Annotated in this window: 13 protein-coding genes and 3 tRNA genes; 10 read left to right on the top strand and 6 right to left on the bottom strand. The window is 38.9% G+C overall.

Annotation, left to right across the window (positions count from 1 at the left end; all coding sequences use genetic code 11):
- Positions 1–67: 67 nt before the first annotated feature.
- The 3 genes from ftsH (at position 68) to NQ782_RS09470 (ending at position 3,395) form a co-directional block, all read left to right on the top strand.
- The gene (ftsH, locus tag NQ782_RS09460) at positions 68–1,963 is read left to right on the top strand and encodes an ATP-dependent zinc metalloprotease FtsH (RefSeq protein ID WP_001286662.1); all 1,896 of its coding nucleotides are present in this window, start codon (positions 68–70) and stop codon (positions 1,961–1,963) included.
- Positions 1,964–2,094: 131 nt separating this feature from the next.
- Entirely contained in the window at positions 2,095–2,946 is an 852-nt protein-coding gene (gene folP, locus NQ782_RS09465) for a dihydropteroate synthase (RefSeq protein WP_001176040.1), read from the top strand.
- Between the two features lie 134 nt (positions 2,947–3,080).
- Positions 3,081–3,395: a DUF5713 family protein gene (locus tag NQ782_RS09470; RefSeq protein WP_000461267.1), complete on the top strand. Its 315-nt coding sequence runs from the start codon at positions 3,081–3,083 to the stop codon at positions 3,393–3,395.
- Positions 3,396–3,815: 420 nt separating this feature from the next.
- On the opposite strand, the gene NQ782_RS09475 is transcribed toward NQ782_RS09470, so the two are convergent.
- A tRNA-Leu gene (locus NQ782_RS09475) sits at positions 3,816–3,901 on the bottom strand.
- A gap of 196 nt (positions 3,902–4,097) precedes the next feature.
- On the opposite strand from NQ782_RS09475, the gene NQ782_RS09480 reads away from it, so the two are divergent.
- On the top strand, positions 4,098–5,861 hold the full coding sequence (locus NQ782_RS09480) for an alkaline phosphatase (RefSeq protein ID WP_057093517.1): 1,764 nt from the start codon (positions 4,098–4,100) through the stop codon (positions 5,859–5,861).
- A 102-nt stretch (positions 5,862–5,963) separates the two neighbouring features.
- On the opposite strand, the gene NQ782_RS09485 is transcribed toward NQ782_RS09480, so the two are convergent.
- Positions 5,964–6,049 (bottom strand) — tRNA-Leu (locus tag NQ782_RS09485).
- An 11-nt stretch (positions 6,050–6,060) separates the two neighbouring features.
- A tRNA-Cys gene (locus NQ782_RS09490) sits at positions 6,061–6,134 on the bottom strand.
- Positions 6,135–6,286: 152 nt separating this feature from the next.
- On the opposite strand from NQ782_RS09490, the gene folD reads away from it, so the two are divergent.
- On the top strand, positions 6,287–7,135 hold the full coding sequence (gene folD, locus NQ782_RS09495) for a bifunctional methylenetetrahydrofolate dehydrogenase/methenyltetrahydrofolate cyclohydrolase FolD (protein ID WP_001229846.1): 849 nt from the start codon (positions 6,287–6,289) through the stop codon (positions 7,133–7,135).
- 240 nt (positions 7,136–7,375) lie between these two features.
- On the top strand, positions 7,376–8,044 hold the full coding sequence (locus tag NQ782_RS09500) for a methyltransferase (RefSeq protein WP_001278012.1): 669 nt from the start codon (positions 7,376–7,378) through the stop codon (positions 8,042–8,044).
- 22 nt (positions 8,045–8,066) lie between these two features.
- Here NQ782_RS09500 and NQ782_RS09505 read toward each other — a convergent pair whose 3' ends face one another.
- The gene (locus tag NQ782_RS09505; protein WP_001043188.1) at positions 8,067–8,489 is read right to left on the bottom strand and encodes a hypothetical protein; all 423 of its coding nucleotides are present in this window, start codon (positions 8,487–8,489) and stop codon (positions 8,067–8,069) included.
- A gap of 116 nt (positions 8,490–8,605) precedes the next feature.
- Positions 8,606–9,937 (bottom strand): MFS transporter, encoded by a 1,332-nt coding sequence (locus NQ782_RS09510; protein WP_001984607.1) that lies wholly within the window; start codon positions 9,935–9,937, stop codon positions 8,606–8,608.
- 374 nt (positions 9,938–10,311) lie between these two features.
- Here NQ782_RS09510 and glpK point away from each other — a divergent pair, with 374 nt between their 5' ends.
- Positions 10,312–11,820, top strand: a complete 1,509-nt coding sequence (gene glpK, locus NQ782_RS09515; protein ID WP_032061548.1) for a glycerol kinase GlpK — start codon at positions 10,312–10,314, stop codon at positions 11,818–11,820.
- 154 nt (positions 11,821–11,974) lie between these two features.
- A complete protein-coding gene (gene glpD / locus NQ782_RS09520) occupies positions 11,975–13,492 on the top strand; it encodes a glycerol-3-phosphate dehydrogenase (RefSeq protein WP_057093033.1) in 1,518 nt (505 codons plus the stop codon).
- Between the two features lie 41 nt (positions 13,493–13,533).
- Here glpD and NQ782_RS09525 read toward each other — a convergent pair whose 3' ends face one another.
- A complete protein-coding gene (locus NQ782_RS09525) occupies positions 13,534–15,366 on the bottom strand; it encodes a phosphoenolpyruvate carboxykinase (GTP) (protein WP_000214355.1) in 1,833 nt (610 codons plus the stop codon).
- Positions 15,367–15,757: 391 nt separating this feature from the next.
- Between NQ782_RS09525 and NQ782_RS09530 the strand changes: the two genes are divergently transcribed.
- Together NQ782_RS09530 and NQ782_RS09535 are read left to right on the top strand one after the other, a co-directional pair.
- On the top strand, positions 15,758–16,696 hold the full coding sequence (locus tag NQ782_RS09530; protein ID WP_001247651.1) for a diacylglycerol kinase family protein: 939 nt from the start codon (positions 15,758–15,760) through the stop codon (positions 16,694–16,696).
- Positions 16,677–17,435: a metallophosphoesterase family protein gene (locus NQ782_RS09535; RefSeq protein WP_000924303.1), complete on the top strand. Its 759-nt coding sequence runs from the start codon at positions 16,677–16,679 to the stop codon at positions 17,433–17,435. Before NQ782_RS09530 ends, NQ782_RS09535 begins: the two co-directional genes overlap by 20 nt.
- Positions 17,436–17,513: the final 78 nt, after the last annotated feature.

Below are 17,513 nucleotides of genomic sequence, written 5' to 3' on the forward strand. Positions count from 1 at the left end.
TTGCTGTTTTTAAGACGATCGGCCAAGTTTGGGCATGATCAAATTAGATTGATATGGGAATAAAGCTTTGAGCGATTACTTCAAGAATGCCGTATTGTGGCTAATAATACTTGGTGTTCTGATTTTAATTTTCAGTAATATCAGTGACCGCAATAAGCCAACTGCAATGAAATATTCAGATTTTGTTGCAGCGGTGAATGCTGGCCAAATTAAGCAAGTCACGATTGACGGTTTAAATATTAGTGGTGAAAAAACTAACGGATCTCAGTTTGAAACTGTTCGTCCGCAGGTTGAAGACACTGAACTTATGCCAAGCTTAAACAAGCAAAATGTTGTTGTAGAGGGCACAGCACCACAACGTCAAGGCATTTTGATGCAACTTCTCATTGCTAGTTTCCCTGTACTGTTAATCATTTTGTTATTCATGTTCTTTATGCGTAACATGGGTGGTGGTGCAGGCGGCAAAAATGGTCCGATGAGTTTTGGTAAGTCGAAGGCAAAAATGCTTTCTGAAGACCAAATCAAAGTGACTTTTGCTGACGTTGCCGGTTGTGATGAAGCGAAACAAGAAGTTGTGGAAATTGTAGATTTCTTAAAAGATCCTGCAAAATTCAAACGCTTGGGCGCTACTATTCCACGTGGCGTGCTTATGGTTGGTCCTCCAGGTACTGGTAAAACGTTATTAGCCAAAGCAATTGCTGGTGAAGCAAAAGTTCCATTCTTTAGCATTTCTGGTTCTGACTTTGTTGAGATGTTTGTGGGTGTGGGTGCGTCCCGTGTCCGTGATATGTTTGAACAAGCAAAACGTCATGCGCCATGTATTATCTTTATTGATGAGATTGACGCAGTAGGTCGTCACCGTGGTTCAGGTACAGGTGGTGGTCATGATGAACGTGAGCAAACCTTAAACCAAATGCTCGTAGAGATGGACGGTTTTGAAGGTAATGAAGGCGTAATCGTTATTGCTGCGACTAACCGTGTTGACGTATTAGATAAAGCATTGTTACGTCCAGGCCGCTTCGACCGTCAAGTTATGGTTGGTTTACCTGACATCCGTGGTCGTGAACAAATTCTGAATGTACATTTGAAAAAATTGCCTTCAGTTACTGGTGTAGATGTTAAAGTTTTATCTCGTGGTACGCCTGGTTTCTCTGGTGCTCAGTTGGCAAACCTTGTAAATGAAGCTGCTTTGTTTGCTGCTCGCCGTAATAAGAACACTGTCGATATGCATGACTTTGAAGATGCAAAAGACAAGATCTATATGGGTCCTGAACGTAAATCAATGGTTCTACGTGAAGAAGAGCGTCGTGCAACTGCTTACCATGAAGCTGGACATGCAATTGTTGCTGAGATTTTACCGGGTACTGACCCTGTGCATAAGGTAACAATTATGCCGCGTGGTTGGGCTTTAGGTGTAACTTGGCAGTTACCTGAACAAGATCAGATTAGCCACTATAAAGACAAAATGCTAAATGAAATTGCAATTTTGTTTGGTGGACGTATTGCTGAAGAAGTCTTCATTCAGCAACAATCGACTGGTGCTTCAAATGACTTCGAACGTGCTACAAAAATGGCTCGTGCGATGGTAACGAAGTACGGTATGTCTGACAAAATGGGTGTGATGGTTTACGAAGATGAAAACCAAAATGGATTCTTCGGTAACGTAGGTAGCCGTACAATTTCTGAAGCGACTCAACAACAAGTTGATCAGGAAGTACGCCGTATTTTAGATGAACAATATAAAGTTGCTCGTGATATCTTGGAAAATAATAAAGATATCGCCCATGCAATGGTTAAAGCGTTGATGGAATGGGAAACTATTGATCGTGACCAAATCCGTGACATCATGGAAGGCCGCGAACCTCAACCACCGAAAGTTTATATTGCTGAAAATCCGGTATCTGCGTTTGAGCCGCCAAAAGATGGTCCATCTACTCCGCCGCCATTACCAGCGATGAATTAAGTTAATTAATAAAGAAGCCACAGTCATGTGGCTTTTTTATTTGTCTTAACTTTGGATAAAGCTGAAAAGAAATCGACAGCATGTAAAGCTTACTTGCTAAAATAGCCGCTGATTTTGAACCGGAGCTTTTTATGCAGTTAATATCTTTACCAAAGCAGATTTTACAGTGTGGACAGCTTCAATTAGATTTATCTCAGCCCCATGTTATGGGTATCTTAAATGTCACTCCTGATTCTTTCAGTGATGGTGGTAAACATAACCAATTAGACCAAGCGGTTGATCATGCACTTAGTATGATTGAGCAAGGCGCGACTATTATTGATATTGGGGGGGAATCTACCCGACCTGGTGCTTCAGAAGTTGTAGTAGAAGAAGAAGTGCGACGTGTGGTACCTGTGGTCGAGGCTTTATCTCACCATAACGTTATTTTGTCGATCGACACAAGTCAGCCAGAAGTTATTCGCGCAGCAAAAGCAGCAGGGGCACATATCTGGAATGATGTCCGTGCCTTAACACGTCCCAATGCTTTAAAAACTGCCGTAGAATTAGATATACCTGTAGTAATTATGCATATGCGCGGTGAACCAACGACAATGAATCAGTTGGATCAGTACACTGATGTAACACTCGATGTGATGCAAGAGTTGCAACAGCGTATTGATGAGGCTTTGGCTGCTGGGGTAAAAAAGCACAATATTATTGTTGATCCTGGATTTGGCTTTGCGAAAAATGCCCAGCAAAATTTAAAACTATTAAAAGAATTTTGGAAACTTAATGAACTTGGTTATCCAATTTTATCCGGGCTTTCTCGTAAACGTTTCATAGGTGAAGCTTTACAAGGTGTTCCTGCAGATCAACGTGCTGTGGGAAGTGTAACTGGGCATTTGCTTAGTATTCAGCAGGGAGCATCCATTGTAAGAGCACATGATGTGAAGGAAATGCATGAAGCAATTTTAGTTTGGAAAGCGATACAGCAAGCTTAAATAATGACGTTATAAAATTGGACTCACTCAGTGCTCATTAAAATAGAGTGGATGAGTGAGTCGGGTAAATATCTCGTGATTTTTACGAAAATATGTTATAAGCGGCAAGTTTTTGCTGTTGTGTAAACTTTTGTATGTTTGAAGACTTACTTCTCCCAATGTTTGATGATGAATATTATCCAGATATTTTGGTCGCTGAACTCAAGCAGCTTATTGAGCAATTTGCTAAAAAAGTTCAAAAACCTGCTTTAGCTGAGCAAGATATCTATCGATATGCTCATCAAACTGTAAATGAAATTAATGAAATGAAGCCACAGTTCGAAGATCTAGACTCATCGCTTGATGATAGTGCTGCTGATTATATTGCTGAGGCAATGATGATGGTGGTACAAGATGCAGGATATTTAGATCTGGAAATGGAAGAGTTGGTGATGAATCGAGAGTGGTGATTACTCTCGATTTTCAAAATTTTTGAGAGCTTCTAATAAATGACATGTCTCGTCTAAATGAACTTCGTCTATTTTCTCAATTTTTAAAATTAAATTTCCATTCTGCTGTTCATTTACTTCTGCCAATACGCTGACCCAATAGTTTTTTTGTTGCTGCTGTAGCTCTTTAAATTGAGTAAATATCTCTTGAGGGGCTTCAATTAGATAGTCATCTTGAGTAATAGATCAGCGTACAAAGTGCCAATCATTATTTTTGAACAAGATTGTACCGTTAAATATATCTTCGGCATTTGCAAAGGGTATAAAAAAGAGTAGAGCGGATATAAATATTAATATTCTGATCATGGTATTATTTTCATCAGGCGTAAAAAAACCAGCTTACGCTGGATTCTTTATGGCACCAAATTCAATAGTTGAAAATGGTGCCCGGGGCCGGACTCGAACCGGCACGCTTTGAGGGCGGGGGATTTTAAATCCCCTGTGTCTACCTATTTCACCACCCGGGCATGTGCGCAATAATAGAGGACAAGTGCGCGATTGGCAAGAGAAAAACAGAGAGTTTGCTTTATTTTCAATCAGTTCTTATCAGTATTTATATAAATTAACCAATTTATGTCATGATTTGTTCATCAAACTGAGATCAGTTGTTCATCTTCTCTACTTAAGTTTAAGACACTCATTGCTTAAAACTTAGGTAATTTTATGTCAGAGAAAATTTCACGCCGAGAATTAATTCAAAAAAGTCTACTCGGTTTTGGGGCTTTATCTATACCTGTTGCTTTTACAGGTTGTAATGATGGCTCAGATGATGAAAGCCCAGAAATACAAGCAGATTTTCTTCATGGTGTCGCAAGCGGGGATCCTCTACAAGATAAAGTTATTTTGTGGACACGAGTAACACCGACAGACTCTGGGGTGCGCTTAAAAGTTGTATGGGAAATTTCAACCGATAATCAGTTTAAACAAAATTTAAAGACGGGAATGGTTGAAACAAGCAAGACTGATGACTTTACAGTGAAAGTTGATGCAGCTGGGTTACAAGCAGATACGGTGTACTACTACCGTTTTAAATTTGGTAATAAAGTTACACCAGTTGGGCAGACGAAAACATTACCAACATCCACCAATAAAGTGAGCTTTGCAGTATGTTCTTGTTCTAACTATCCTGCGGGTTACTTTTATGTTTATCGTGAAATGGCAAAACAAAACGTCGATGTCATTATTCATTTGGGTGACTATATTTATGAATATGGTTCAGATGGCTATGCGACGGAAGATGCAATAAAACTAGGCCGTAATTTACCTGCCGATAATAATAAAGAAATTATTAAATTAGATGATTACCGCAAACGTTATGCGCTTTATCGTCAAGATAAAGATTTGCAAGCAGCTCATCAGCGCCATCCTTTTATTGTGATTTGGGATGACCATGAGTTGGCAAATGATGCTTGGCGTGAGGGGGCGGAAAACCATCAAAGTAATGAAGGGGCCTTTTCGGACCGTAAATTAGCTGCCCTACAGGCCTATTTTGAATGGATGCCAATTCGTCCAGTTTCTAGTACAGATCATTTAAATATTTATCGCCAGTTTAACTTTGGCTCTCTTGTTCAGTTAACCATGCTAGATACGCGTATTATTGCGCGTGATAAGCAGCTTGCATATACAGACTACATGACGGCTACAGGCTTGGATATTGCTAAGTTTCAGGCAGATTTAACTAATCCGGTGCGTACTTTGATGGGGTATACGCAAAGAGATTGGTTGGTCGATAAATTAAAGCAATCTACAGCAACATGGAATGTAGTAGGACAGCAAGTATTAATGAGTAAAATGTGGATTCCAGCTGAGTTGTTGGCGTCTTTAGGGCAAATTACTTCAGGAGGAACTTCGCCTGAGGCGCTTGCTAAGATGAATGCACAAATTACCGAGTTGGTCGCTTTAAAACTTCGTTTACAACAAAATGATCCGACATTAACAGCCCAAGAAAAAGCAAGAATTATGACGGTTGCGCCATATAATCTCGATGCTTGGGATGGTTACTATGCTGAGCGAGAGTTTGTGTACGATAAATTGGCAGAGTTTAATAAAAAGATCATTGTGTTAGCCGGGGATACACATAATGCATGGGCATCTTATTTATATAGCCAGAAAGGGAAATATGTTGGAGTTGAACTGGCGACGAGTTCTGTATCGTCTCCAGGTTTGGAAAAATATTTAAGTATTCCACTGGCTCAGCTTCAACAGTTTGAATTTGCATTTACTACATTAATTGATGAATTGGTTTATTGTAATTTAAATCAACGAGGATATTTGTTGGTTACTCTAGATCAGGTGCAAGTTCATTCTGAGTGGAGATTTGTAGATTCAATTAAAAATACCGAATATCAGATAGATTCAAGCCGACAAAACGATATTGTATTGAATCTAAATTTGATGCCGTTAAAACAAGGTCAAAAGACTGCTTGAAATTATAGAAAATTAGAGGGTTGCTGAGGTAACCCTTTTTTTAGGCATAAAAAAACCAGCTTACGCTGGATTCTTTATGACACCATATTCAGTACTTGAAGATGGTGCCCGGGGCCGGACTCGAACCGGCACGCTTTGAGGGCGGGGGATTTTAAATCCCCTGTGTCTACCTATTTCACCACCCGGGCTTTACCAAATTTGGAGGCGGAGGTCGGAATCGAACCGGCGTCCACGGAGTTGCAGTCCGCTGCATGACCACTCTGCCACCCCGCCTGCATTTGGTGATGCACATATTAGCAACCTTTACAAAAAAAACAATACTGTTTTGAGCGAAGATGCACATAAAAACAACATCTAGAATAAAATTGTCGAAATTATCATGTATTATTGGCACATTAAATTCATGTCTACCTTGGAGATGTGCTGTGGCATTGGTTTTAGACGGTCGTGCATTAGCAAAGCAAATTGAAGAAAATTTGTTGGTACGTGTTGAAGCTTTAAAAGCGAAAACAGGTCGTACCCCAATTTTAGCGACTATTTTGGTTGGGGATGATGGTGCTTCTGCAACTTATGTACGTATGAAAGGGAATGCCTGCCGCCGAGTAGGTATGGATTCATTAAAAATCGAATTACCACAAGAAACCACAACAGAACAATTATTAGCTGAAATTGAAAAGCTTAATGCCAATCCAGATGTTCACGGTATTCTTTTACAGCATCCAGTTCCTGCACAAATTGATGAGCGCGCATGTTTTGATGCGATCTCTTTAGCAAAAGATGTAGATGGCGTAACTTGCCTTGGTTTTGGCCGTATGGCAATGGGTGAAGCTGCATATGGTTCAGCGACTCCTGCTGGCATTATGACGATTCTTAAAGAAAACAATATCGAAATTGCTGGCAAACACGCGGTTGTAGTTGGTCGTTCAGCAATTTTAGGTAAACCAATGGCAATGATGTTGTTGCAAGCAAATGCGACAGTAACGATTTGTCATTCACGTACACAAAACTTACCTGAGCTTGTGAAACAAGCTGACATTATTGTTGGTGCTGTAGGTAAAGCTGAACTTATTCAAAAAGACTGGATTAAACAAGGTGCAGTTGTTGTAGACGCTGGTTTCCATCCACGTGATGGCGGCGGTGTAGGCGATATTCAATTACAAGGTATTGAAGAAATTGCTTCTGCTTATACACCAGTACCAGGTGGTGTTGGTCCAATGACCATTACAACTTTGATTCGTCAAACTGTAGAAGCTGCTGAAAAAGCTTTAGGTTAATTTAATTTATTCACGGCGGCGTCCTACCGTTTAACGCAAATGTTAGGAGCTCGTATGTTACTTTTCTTTCGGGATGAGTAGCGAATGCTACGCAAGACCAAAACGGTTGCACTAATTAAAGCAGTGGAATTGAACTAATGTATTTTTAGTAACTAGCCACTATCATGCTTTAAGCTACTGTTTTAGTCTTGCTCGCGATGCAGATGATCAAATAGTAATTATAAATTGTTGAGCTTATTTATGAGCTGCACCTTTCAATTGACCAAAGCCCCTGAACATTTACTTCAAGCCTTACATGAAGTCATTCCTCATTGTGAATTAATGGCACAACAGTTGCCAGAAACTCCAATTTCTTTATGGTTGATTCCACCTGTTTTTCCAACTGATCGGTTGGATGACGAAGTTATTCGCCGTATCTGGAATGACACGCCGTATTGGATTTTCTGTTGGGCATCAGGCTTGGCGATGGCTCAGTGGATACTTGCAGAGCCGCACCATGTTAAAGATAAAGTGGTGTTAGATTTCGGAGCAGGTTCTGGTGTAGTGGCAATTGCTGCAAAAATGGCAGGAGCAAAACGCGTAATCTGCTGTGATATTGATCAGGTTAGTCTAAATGCTTGCCGTGAAAATGCTTTACTTAATGATGTAGAGCTCGAATATTTAGATGATTTATATAAGGCTGAACAAGTCGATGTTTTACTTGCTGCCGATGTGTTATATGACCAATGTAATCGCTTTTTCTTAGATGAATTTTTAAAATTTGCACCAGAAGTATGGGTAGCAGATAGCCGTGTTAAAAATTTTAGTCATCCAAAATATGAAAAAATTGAAGAAAGAAGTGCAACAACTTGGCCAGATCTGGATGAAGCAAAAGAATTTAGAAATGTAAGTTTTTATAAGACGCTGTAAGAGAACAGCGTCTTTTTTTATGTTATGAACAAGTATAACGAACGACTTTTAATGTACTTGGACGTGCTTCAAGTGCTTGGCGTGTCGCATAATCTTCACCATTATTTAAGCTAGGTGTATTTGATAAGCCAAAAGAAGCGCGGGTTTCACCTAGTTGAATTCCGTAATGCTCATCTTTAGCTGGATTAGGAATTTCATTAATGCTTAAGATTGATAATTTATAAACTTTCTGAGCACCTAACACATTTTGACAAGCACGTTGCAATTTACGCTCATCAAGTTGCTGGTTACTACGACCAGCTAAAGTGTAAGCTAAAGTCGCTGAAGTTTTTGTTTGGTTTTCAATCTGGTAGCCAGTTGAACCATTATATTGTCGAGGCGTAGTCTGACAGGCAGTTAAAATGAACATACTACTTAATGCCAAACATAGAATACTTTTATTCATCAGTATCGTCCTTATTTTCTTATATGAAGTATCTCATAAAATAGAAACGTTGTTGGAGCTTATTCACTAAGTTAGAGCTAACATTCACTTATGATATTAGCTCTAATTGAAGAATTTTAATGTTCTTTAATTTTTGAATGATGCTTGGTGTCTTTCATGAAGATATAAATCAGCAATGAAATGAAAATCATGATACTGACGTAAATAAAGAACCAAGATTCGTGCCCGGCTTCTTTAAAACTTAATGCGAAAAACTCGGCTGTACCACCAAATAAAGTATTCGCAATTGCATAAGGTAATGCGACACCTAAAGCTCGAATATGTGCAGGGAAAAGTTCAGCTTTCACTACAGCATTAATTGATGTGTAGCCAGTTACCATAACCAGTCCACCTAAACATAGCCAGAAAGCAGTCCAGTAGTTATGCGTGTTTGCAAGTGTATCAAACAAAATATAAGTGAATAAAACACCTGTGACCCCGAAGGCGATCATAAGCGGTTTACGGCCAATCCGATCTGATAAGGCACCTGCCAATGGCTGTAAGCACATAAAGATGAATAAGGCTAAAGTGGTAATTTGAGTAGCCTCAGGCTTGGTAAAACCAGAAGTATTCACTAAATATTTCTGTAAATAGGTGGTGTAAGTATAAAAAGCTAAAGTACCACCAGCAGTTAGGAATAATACAGTGAAGGCCTCTTTAGGATAATGTTTAAATAAAGCAAACATTCCTGATTTCGGCTGATCTGTTTCTGCTTGAGCGTTTTTAAAGGATTGAGTTTCCAATAAGCCACGACGAATACGGAACACCACAATAGCTAAAAGGGCTCCGATGAAAAACGGAACACGCCATCCCCAGTCATGTAGCTGTTCTTCGGTAAGTATCATTTGCAAGATGAGTAGTACGCATAAAGCTGTAAGCTGTCCTGCAATTAAAGTGACATATTGAAAGCTTGAGAAAAAACCACGACGATCTTTTTCTGCCATTTCACTTAAATACGTTGCACTTGCGCCATATTCACCGCCTACACTTAAGCCTTGAATTAAACGTGCAATAACCAAAAGCAATGGAGCAAATACACCAATACTTTCGTAGGAAGGTGTAACAGCAATCAGTAGCGAACCGATACACATTAAAGTAACGGAAAGCGTAAGGCCCGCTTTACGTCCTTTACGGTCAGAATAGATCCCCATAATCCATGCGCCAATGGGACGCATAAGGAAACCCACTGCAAAAATAGCTGCAGCTTGAAGAAGTTGAGCGGTTTGACTTCCTTTTGGGAAAAATGCATGAGCAAAATAGAGCGTAAATGCGGCATATACATACCAGTCGTACCATTCGACAAGGTTACCGGCAGAACCGCCCAAAATTGATTTTAGACGGGTTTTTGTATCTAAATTAGAATGTGGAGTTGTTGCGGTAGAAGGTTGATCAACCATGATTCGCTCCATGTTTCGCTTGGGTTGAATGCTAAAAAAGAGAAGATTTATTCCGTTTTTACATATTATCTACAGGAGTATTTCACTTTATTTTTTTTATGTCTGTAAAACAATGTTTATTATTTAAGCAAAGGAATAAGTTGAATATTTATGTGATTTCAAAATAGCCGATCAGCATATTTTTATCTTCTAATTTCAATATTTTTCTTATTACTTTTTTCCATGCAGTAAAAAATTGATAAAGAATGGGTAATGTTTGGACGAAGAAACCCTATGCCACTTAAAAATAATGATATATTCCAAAGAAAATTTTAAATAAATACAGTTAGGCATGATGTTTTTGCATTGTGGGCTAGATGTGTGTGGAAAATGAAAGGGACATTCAGATGTCAAATTGCCCGAAAAAATATATTGTTGCTTTTGATCAGGGAACAACAAGCTCAAGAGCAATTGTTTTAGATCATGATGCGAACGTTGTCAGTATTGCTCAAAGAGAATTTACCCAGATTTATCCTCAGCCAGGTTGGGTTGAGCATGATCCTATGGAAATTTGGGCAACTCAAAGTGCTGTATGGGTCGAAGCATTGGCTCAAGCTGGCATCAAGAGTGAGCAAGTTGCGGCAATTGGAATTACAAACCAGCGGGAAACCACCATTGTCTGGGACAAAAAAACAGGAAGACCTATTTACAATGCGATTGTTTGGCAAAGCCGACAAACAACGGAAATATGCAATCAACTGTATAAAGCAGGTTGGCAAGAATATATCCGTAAGGCCACCGGTTTAGTCATTGATCCATATTTCTCGGCCACAAAAATTAAATGGATTTTGGATCATGTTGAAGGCAGCCGTGAGCGTGCTGAACGGGGAGAGTTATTATTCGGTACGGTGGACACCTGGCTCATTTGGAAACTAACTAATGGGGCTGTTCATGTCACTGATTTTACCAATGCATCTCGAACCATGCTGTTTGATATCGAAAAGCTTGAGTGGGATGAAAAACTTTTACAAGCTTTAGATATTCCTAGAGCAATGTTGCCGGAGGTTCGTAGTTCATCTGAGGTTTATGGGTATACACATACCATTAGTGGACAAGAAGTAGGGATCCCGATTGCCGGAATCGCGGGTGATCAGCAGGCTGCGCTTTTTGGTCAAATGTGTGTTGAGTCGGGACAGGCTAAAAATACCTACGGTACCGGCTGTTTTCTACTCATGAATACGGGTAAAAAGATTGTACGTTCAGAGCATGGATTACTCACAACTATTGCATGTGGTGCGAGTGGTGAGGTGAACTATGCCTTAGAGGGTGCCGTATTTAATGGTGGTTCTTGCGTACAGTGGTTACGCGATGAATTAAAGGTTATTAAGAATGCTAAGGATTCCGAGCTTTATGCAACACGTGTAAAGGATAATAATGGTGTATATGTAGTACCTGCTTTTACCGGGTTAGGAGCACCGTATTGGGACCCGACAGCTCGCGGCGCAATTTTTGGTCTGACGCGTGGGGCTAGTATTGAACATATTATCCGCGCAACTCTAGAGTCTATAGCCTTTCAAACTCGAGATGTTTTAGATGCCATGCAACAAGATGCAGAAGAAGAGCTTCGTACACTCCGTGTCGATGGAGGAGTAACGGAAAACAATTTCTTGATGCAATTTCAGGCCGATATTTTAACGACACCGGTAGAGCGTCCAATAATGAAAGAAACTACAGCATTGGGTGCAGCTTTCCTGGCAGGGTTGGCCACTGGTTTTTGGCAAGATCTTCATGAGTTAAGAAATAAATCTGCCATAGAAAAGGTATTTGAACCGAAAATGCCTTCTGAACAAGCTGAACTCATTTATAAAGGTTGGCTAAAAGCAGTTAAGCGTAGCCAAAATTGGGCAGAGGATTGAGCTTTTTCTTAACTAGTTGAATTCAATAGTAGGGTAGTCAATGGATAGTTAAATACTAGAGGATGCAAAATTGATTATTCTACTTTTTTGATTGTTGTTTCATCAATTTGATGTTTTAATTTTTATAAGATCAACAATAAAAAGAACGTGAGAAATGAAAGTACAACCTAATGATTATTCAAAAATATATGATCTTGCCGTAATTGGTGGCGGTATTAATGGTGTTGGTATTGCCAATGATGCAGCAGGGCGCGGATTATCGGTATTTTTATGTGAAAAAGATGATTTAGCCAGCCATACCTCATCTGCTAGCAGCAAATTAATTCATGGCGGCCTACGTTATTTAGAACATAAAGAATTCAGGCTGGTCAGAGAAGCATTAGCAGAGCGTGAAGTATTGCTAGCTAAAGCGCCACATATTATTAAACCAATGCGTTTTATCATGCCTCATCGACCCCATTTACGCCCTGCATGGCTAATTCGAGCAGGTCTATTTTTTTATGATCATTTGGGAAAACGAGAAAAATTATTAGGATCAAATCTCATTTATTTCAAAGAAGATAGCCCTTTAAAACCAGCGATAACACGTGGTTTTGAATATTCTGACTGTACTGTAGATGATGCGCGTCTTGTGGTATTAAATGCACTACAAGCTAAAGAGAAAGGGGCGAAAGTCGTTACACGTACGCGTTGTGTTAAGGCTTATAGGCAACAGGAATTGTGGCATCTGGAGTTACAAAGCGGAGCTGAGTTCTATCAGATACGTGCACGAGCTATTGTAAATGCGGCGGGACCTTGGGTTGAAGAAATTATTAGTGAAAACCTGAGTTTAAGTTCACCTTATCAAATTAGGCTTATACAAGGAAGTCATATTGTTGTGCCAAAATTATATGACTGCCATAAGGCCTTTATTATGCAAAACGAAGATCGAAGGATCGTTTTTGCAATTCCTTATTTAGAAAAATATACCCTCATTGGTACAACAGATCAGGAATACACAGGTGATCCACAAAAAGTAGAGATTACTGATGTGGAAATCGATTACCTTTTGACAGTGACAAATTCACATTTTAAAAAGCAGTTGACGCGAGCTGATATTGTAAGTCAGTACTCGGGTGTGCGTGCTTTATGTGATGATGAGTCGGATAATCCATCTGCAATTACACGCGACTATACTTTGGCTCTACAGGCAGAAGATAAAACTACACCATTGCTCTCAGTGTTTGGGGGCAAGATTACAACTTACCGAAAGTTAGCCGAAGCTGCTTTAGAGCATCTGGCTCCTTTTTTTAATGACATGGCAGAGGAGTGGACTGCAGATGAAGCATTACCTGGCGCCGAAAACTGGACCACACTAGATGATTTAATCAACCAGATTAAAACACGTGTAAGTGGAATTTCTGACTCACTTGCTAACCGTTGGGCTCATGCATATGGCACAAGAGTGTGGAATATGCTTAAAGAGCGAAATACCATAGAACAATTGGGTCAACATTTTGGCCATGATTTGTTTGAGTGTGAAGTCAGATATTTGTGTGAATATGAATGGGCTCACACAGCAGAAGATATACTTTGGCGCAGATCTAAATTAGGTTTAGCATTTGATGAAAAACAGGTAAAAGTTTTAGAAGCTTATTTATCAGAACGTCGATTAAAAGATGATGCCGCATAATAAAAAAGGTCGCACATGGCGACCTTTTTTATATAGAGCAATTAGAAGCCAGTTTTTACAGCTTCAAGTAAAGCTGCTTGACGTTCTTTTAATGCTTTAGGTAAGCGTTCGCCAAGTTTATTGAATAACTCAGTGTGGCTTTCAATTTCAGTAACCCATTGGTCTTTATCTTGATTTGTGATGAGGTCAAATTGTTCTTTAGTGAACTCAGTCCCTTCCCAATTCAAGTCTTCATATGTTGGAACAAAACCGATAGGTGTTTCAACAGCGTTCGCACGACCTTCACAACGGTCAATGATCCACTCAAGAACACGCATGTTTTGACCAAAACCAGGCCATACGAAGTTGCCTTCAGCATCACGACGGAACCAGTTTACATTGAAGATTTTTGGTAATTTGTTGCCAGAAGCTTCAGCTTTTTCACTTACTTTCGCACCAAGGTTTAACCAGTGGTCAAAGTAGTCAGCCATGTTATAGCCAGCAAATGGAAGCATCGCGAATGGGTCACGGCGAACAATACCTTGTTGACCAACAGCAGCAGCAGTAGTTTCAGAACCCATAGTTGCCGCTTTATATACACCGTCAACCCAGTCGAAAGCTTCAGAAACTAAAGGTACTGTATCTGCACGACGGCCACCGAAGATGAATGCAGAAATTGGCACACCTGCTGGGTTTTCCCAATCAGCATCGATAGATGGACATTGACCTGCTGCAACAGTGAAACGAGCATTTGGATGTGCTGCTTTTTCGCCGTTTACGTGAGGTTGACCTTTCCAGTTAGTTAAGTTTGCTGGAACTTCTTTAGAAAGACCTTCCCACCATACTTGACCATCGTCAGTTACTGCTACGTTTGTATAGATAACGTCTTTGTGAAGAGTTGCCATACAGTTCGGGTTAGTTTTGGTATTTGTACCAGGTGCTACACCGAAGAAACCAGCTTCAGGGTTAATTGCATATAAGCGACCATCTTCACCTGGTTTAATCCAAGCAATATCGTCACCTACAGTTTCGATTTTCCAACCTTCATAACCTGCTGGTGGAATTAACATTGCAAAGTTTGTTTTACCACAAGCAGATGGGAATGCAGCAGCGATGTAGTGTTTTTCACCTTGAGGGTTAGTTACACCAAGAATAAGCATGTGTTCAGCTAACCAACCTTGTTCGCGTCCCATGACAGAAGCGATACGAAGAGCTAAACATTTTTTACCAAGTAACGCGTTACCGCCGTAACCAGAACCGAAAGACCAGATTTCGCGAGTTTCTGGGTAATGAACGATATATTTCTCTGGGTTACAAGGCCAAGCAACATCTTTTTGACCTTCAGCAAGTGGAGCACCTACTGTATGTACACAAGGAACAAACTCGCCATCTGTACCTAATACGTCATAAACTGCTTTACCCATACGTGCCATTTTGCGCATGCTAACAGCTACATAAGGAGAGTCAGTTAACTCGATACCAATGTGAGCAATATGGCTACCTAAAGGACCCATAGAGAAAGGAACAACGTACATGGTACGGCCTTTCATTGAACCTTCAAATAAACCATTTAATTTTTCACGCATAACAGCTGGATCTTCCCAGTTGTTTGTCGCACCAGCATCTTCTTTATTTTGAGAGCAGATGTAAGTACGATCTTCAACACGCGCAACGTCAGATGGGTCAGAATTTGCAAGATAAGAACCAGGATGTTTTTCTTGGTTTAATTTCTGCATGGTGCCGTTAGCGATCATCAAGTCGATTAGACGTTGATACTCTTCTTCGCTTCCGTCACACCATTCGATTTTTGCTGGTTTGGTTAAGTTTGCAATTTCTTCAACCCATGCTATAAGCTTAGGATGACGAACGAATTCTGGTGCGTTCACTGTGGTCATGGTGAGGCCTATTCAAAATATGTACAACGTACAAGTCATTCATTGGGATACAATGAAAGATCAAATAAAAAAGTGGCTGTATTAAAGCATAAAATCATAAAAAAAATAAGACTAAAGACTAACTAGCAGATATTTGGAGTTTTCTTTATTTTTTAATGAAAATCATATGTTTATATGTTTTTATAAGGTTTTTGCTTTTATATTTTTATGTTATATGTATGTTATTTATCTAAATTATTTTGTTTAAAATCAATTGGTTATGCTTGAAAAATTTTTTTGAGAATTATTATTGATTATACAAATGAAGCTCATTCAAAATTTACATAAAGAGACTTTTAATAGGCGATTTTATATACAAAATAGAATAAAGAACTGACTTTACGATAATAAAATGCGGCCTTTGAAACCTCTTTCAATCATCTATAACGAAAAATCAGGATTTCATGCTTCAAAACATGAAGACGTCTATGAGCAGCTCATGACTGTATTTACAGAATATGGTTTTGAAATACAAGTATTTGAATTAAATGAAAATACATTATTTGATGATTTGATAAATAATGTTATTCATCGACATTCACAAAATGAAAATACAGGAGTGGTTGTTGCGGCAGGAGGAGATGGTACTTTAAATGCGGTTGCAACTAAACTTAAAAATACTTCTATTCCCATGGGAATTCTGCCTTTAGGGACTTTTAATTATGTTGCTAAAGTTTTAGAGATTCCGTTAGACCTTTTAGAGGCAGCAGAGGTTATTGCAACAGGTAAACCTAGGTCAGTACATGTAGCAGTTATTAATGATCATATTTATCTAAATAATGCCAGTTTAGGTTTATATCCTCTTTTTATCAAAAAACGCGAACTCTACAATAAATATTTAGGAAGACTGCCTTTACATGCCTATACCTCAGCTTTAGATGTTTTATTGAGAGAAAATAAATCAATGAAGCTTTCTATAACTGTAGATGGCAAGAAATACCCAGTTAAAGCGCCGCTTATTTTCTTTGGAAATAACCAATTGCAACTATGTGATATGAAGCTCAGAATTGCAGAATGTGCAGCACAGGGAAGAGTCGCTGGAGTTGTAATTACAAAAAGTGATAAGCTGAGTTTACTAAATATGCTTTGGCAATGGGTTCAAGGTAAAGTTGAAGATGCACAAGATGTATATAGTTTTTGTGCTGATCATGTCATTGTTGAATGTGCAAAGAAAACCAAACTCACAGTGGCCTTAGATGGAGAAATCATAGAGATGAAACCTCCTTTAAATTTCACTGTAGAAAAAAATGCTTTAAATATTATGGTGCCGAATGTTACTACATCTGTCTGATTTACACTTTGGGACAGAAAAAAAAGAGTGTTTAGAGGCAATAAGAGATTTTTGTATTCAGCAACAGCCTGAAGTGATTGTTGTGAGCGGCGATATTACTCAACGCGCCAAATATGAACAATTTTTTAAATGTCGACAGTATTTAGATAGCCTCAATATTCCTTATCTTGTTGTGCCTGGTAACCACGATATACCTTTGTATCATGTCTGGAATCGTTTTTTTTCTCCATTTACCCGTTATCGATATTTTTTTGGTGAATTAGAGCCGACTTTAGAAACTGAACATTTTTATATTGTTGGGGTGAATAGTATACGTCGTCGTTATCATACGCGTGGGCATATTTCGATTGAACAAATTCAAGCTACTTTTGAGCGTTTAGACAGGGGACCTAAAAATAAAATAAAGCTAGTTGTTTTTCATCAACCCTTTTATACGCCACCTGATAATAAGCATGGAATAAAAGATTGTCCGGTTCTGGGCAAAATCGCTTTAGAAAAGTGGAGTACAACTGGTCTATTTGGAATGTTACATGGGCATCTCCATAAAACAGCTATATATGATTTAACTCAGATTTATTCTTTAAAAATAGATCATCCTATTTTTGATATACATGCAGGTACAGCAACTTCTACTCGTCTATATCATCATAATCCAAATAGCTTTAATACAATTTCAAATGAAGGAAAAATTCAGCATTATTGGTTTAATTACGATTTAAAGATTTTTCAATTAATTTAATTTATAAAAATTCTATAAGACACTTAACTTATGAGTAGATTGATAAAATTTTATCCATTACAATTCTTAAGCTAAAAA

The sequence above is a fragment of the Acinetobacter sp. BD54 genome, assembly GCF_044778325.1.
Lineage (GTDB): Bacteria > Pseudomonadota > Gammaproteobacteria > Pseudomonadales > Moraxellaceae > Acinetobacter > Acinetobacter baumannii.

Bases quoted from the DNA above. Each gene is read 5' to 3' on its own strand.
- folP (WP_001176040.1), top strand. From the start codon at position 2,095: ATGCAGTTAATATCTTTACCAAAGCAGATTTTACAGTGTGGACAGCTT.
- NQ782_RS09470 (WP_000461267.1), top strand. From the start codon at position 3,081: ATGTTTGAAGACTTACTTCTCCCAATGTTTGATGATGAATATTATCCA.
- NQ782_RS09480 (WP_057093517.1), top strand. From the start codon at position 4,098: ATGTCAGAGAAAATTTCACGCCGAGAATTAATTCAAAAAAGTCTACTC.
- NQ782_RS09500 (WP_001278012.1), top strand. From the start codon at position 7,376: ATGAGCTGCACCTTTCAATTGACCAAAGCCCCTGAACATTTACTTCAA.
- NQ782_RS09505 (WP_001043188.1), bottom strand. From the start codon at position 8,489: ATGAATAAAAGTATTCTATGTTTGGCATTAAGTAGTATGTTCATTTTA.
- NQ782_RS09510 (WP_001984607.1), bottom strand. From the start codon at position 9,937: ATGGAGCGAATCATGGTTGATCAACCTTCTACCGCAACAACTCCACAT.
- glpK (WP_032061548.1), top strand. From the start codon at position 10,312: ATGTCAAATTGCCCGAAAAAATATATTGTTGCTTTTGATCAGGGAACA.
- glpD (WP_057093033.1), top strand. From the start codon at position 11,975: ATGAAAGTACAACCTAATGATTATTCAAAAATATATGATCTTGCCGTA.
- NQ782_RS09525 (WP_000214355.1), bottom strand. From the start codon at position 15,366: ATGACCACAGTGAACGCACCAGAATTCGTTCGTCATCCTAAGCTTATA.
- NQ782_RS09530 (WP_001247651.1), top strand. From the start codon at position 15,758: ATGCGGCCTTTGAAACCTCTTTCAATCATCTATAACGAAAAATCAGGA.
- NQ782_RS09535 (WP_000924303.1), top strand. From the start codon at position 16,677: ATGTTACTACATCTGTCTGATTTACACTTTGGGACAGAAAAAAAAGAG.